This is a genomic window from Streptomyces sp. SID5910, assembly GCF_009862125.1.
GTDB lineage: Bacteria > Actinomycetota > Actinomycetes > Streptomycetales > Streptomycetaceae > Streptomyces.
Genome location: NZ_WWHX01000521.1, coordinates 1 through 1,890 on the forward strand (window position 1 = coordinate 1; position 1,890 = coordinate 1,890).

General features: G+C 73.0%; 1 protein-coding gene and 2 pseudogenes. 2 read left to right on the forward strand and 1 reads right to left on the reverse strand.

All coding sequences use genetic code 11. The features are described 5' to 3' along the window. A pseudogene (locus tag GTW67_RS18460) lies at positions 1 to 1,292 on the reverse strand (acyl carrier protein); the annotation flags it as partial. An 8-nt stretch (positions 1,293 to 1,300) separates the two neighbouring features. On the opposite strand from GTW67_RS18460, the pseudogene GTW67_RS18465 reads away from it, so the two are divergent. Then, a pseudogene (locus GTW67_RS18465) lies at positions 1,301 to 1,618 on the forward strand (GTP-binding protein); the annotation flags it as partial. A gap of 30 nt (positions 1,619 to 1,648) precedes the next feature. After that, positions 1,649 to 1,885, forward strand: a complete 237-nt coding sequence (rpsR, locus tag GTW67_RS18470) for a 30S ribosomal protein S18 (RefSeq protein ID WP_161164146.1) — start codon at positions 1,649 to 1,651, stop codon at positions 1,883 to 1,885. Positions 1,886 to 1,890: the final 5 nt, after the last annotated feature.

The window sequence follows — 1,890 nt, forward strand, 5'->3', positions numbered from 1 at the left end:
CGGTCCTGGCCGTAGGTGGCCAGCAGCGCCTGCGCCTCGATCGGGTCGCCGAGCGTCGTGCCCGTGCCGTGGGCCTCCACGACGTCGACCTCGGTGGACGGTACCCGGGCGTTCGCCAACGCGGCCCGGATGACCCGCTGCTGCGAGGGACCGTTCGGGGCTGTCAGACCGTTGCTCGCGCCGTCCTGGTTGACGGCCGAGCCGCGGACGACGGCCAGCACCTGGTGCCCGTTGCGCCGGGCGTCGGAGAGCCGCTCCAGCAGGAGCATGCCCACGCCCTCGCCCCAGCCCGTGCCGTCCGCGCCCGCCGCGAACGGCTTGCACCGCCCGTTCGTGGCCAGGCCACGCTGGCGGCTGAACTCGACGAAGGTCGCCGGGGTGGCCATCACGGTGACACCGCCCGCCAGGGCCAGCGTGCACTCGCCCTGGCGCAGCGACTGGGCCGCGAGGTGCAGGGCCACCAGCGACGACGAGCACGCCGTGTCGATGGTCACGGCCGGGCCTTCGAGGCCGAAGGTGTAGGCGATGCGGCCGGAGGCGATGCTCCCGGACCCGCCTGTCGCGAGGTAGCCCTCGGCTCCCTCGGGGATGCTCTGCAACTGGGAGCCGTAGTCGTGGTACATGAGGCCCGCGAAGACGCCGGTGGCGCTGCCCCGCAGGTGAGCGGGGTCGATGCCGGCGCGTTCGAAGGTCTCCCAGCTGGTCTCCAGCAGCAGCCGCTGCTGCGGGTCCATCGCCAGCGCCTCACGCGGCGAGATGCCGAAGAAAGCCGGGTCGAAGTCGCCGGCCGTATGCAGGAAGCCGCCCTCACGGACGTAGCTCTTGCCGTCCGTGTCCGCGTCCGCGTCGTACAGTCCTTCCGCGTCCCAGCCGCGGCCCTCGGGGAAGCCCGAGATGGCGTCCTGGCCCTCGGCGAGCAGGTGCCACAGCTCCTCGGGGGTGCCGACGCCGCCCGGGAAGCGGCACCCCATGGAGATGATGACCACGGGGTCGTCGTCCTCGCCGGTGGCACCGACGGGGAGGGCGGGAACGGTGGGGCGTGCGGTGTCCTCCTGGCCGGTCAGTTCCTCGTGGAGGTGCCGGGCCAGGGCGGCGGGGGTCGGGTAGTCGAAGACGAGGGTGGAGGGCAGGCGCAGACCGGTGACCGTGGTGAGCCGGTTGCGCAGCTCGACGGCCGTCAGGGAGTCGAATCCGAAGTCCTGGAAGGCCCGGCCCGGTTCCACGGCCTCCGCCTCCGCGTGGCCCAGGACCGCGGCCACGTTCCGGCGTACGACGCTCAGCACGAGCCGTTCGCCGTCGGCGGCCGGACAGCCTGCTCGCCTGGGACGCGGCCGGGGGCGCGCTGTGCGTGGAGGACGCCGGCCCGTGGATGGCCTCCCTGCCGGACGCCGCCTGGGAGTTGATGCCGGCCGAGCGCCGTACCGCGGCCGCCCTCGACTGGCACCCCGAGCACGGGGACCGCTGCCAGCACCTCGTCTTCACCTCTCCCGACCTGGACCGCGCGGGGCTGCTCGCCCTGCTGGACTTCTGCCTGCTCACGGATGACGAGCTGGCCTGCGGGCCCGATGCCTGGCCGCGGCCCACCGGCTTCGACCAGCTTCTCGACATCGCCGCCTGACCCACCCCACCGAACGACCGAGGAAGTCCCATGCCCCGCCCCGCCAAGGCCGCCCTCGCGCGCAAGAACCGGCCGAACCCGCTCGACGCCGCCAAGATCACGTACATCGACTACAAAGACACCGACCTGCTGCGGAAGTTCATCTCCGACCGGGGCAAGATCCGCAGCCGCCGGGTCACCCGGGTCAGCCGGCAGCAGCAGCGGCAGATCGCCACAGCCGTCAAGAACGCCCGCGAGATGGCCCTGCTCCCCTACTCCACCCGCTGACCCCC

Excerpts from the sequence above, each read along its gene's own strand:
- rpsR (WP_161164146.1), top strand. The coding sequence starts at position 1,649 with ATGCCCCGCCCCGCCAAGGCCGCCCTCGCGCGCAAGAACCGGCCGAAC.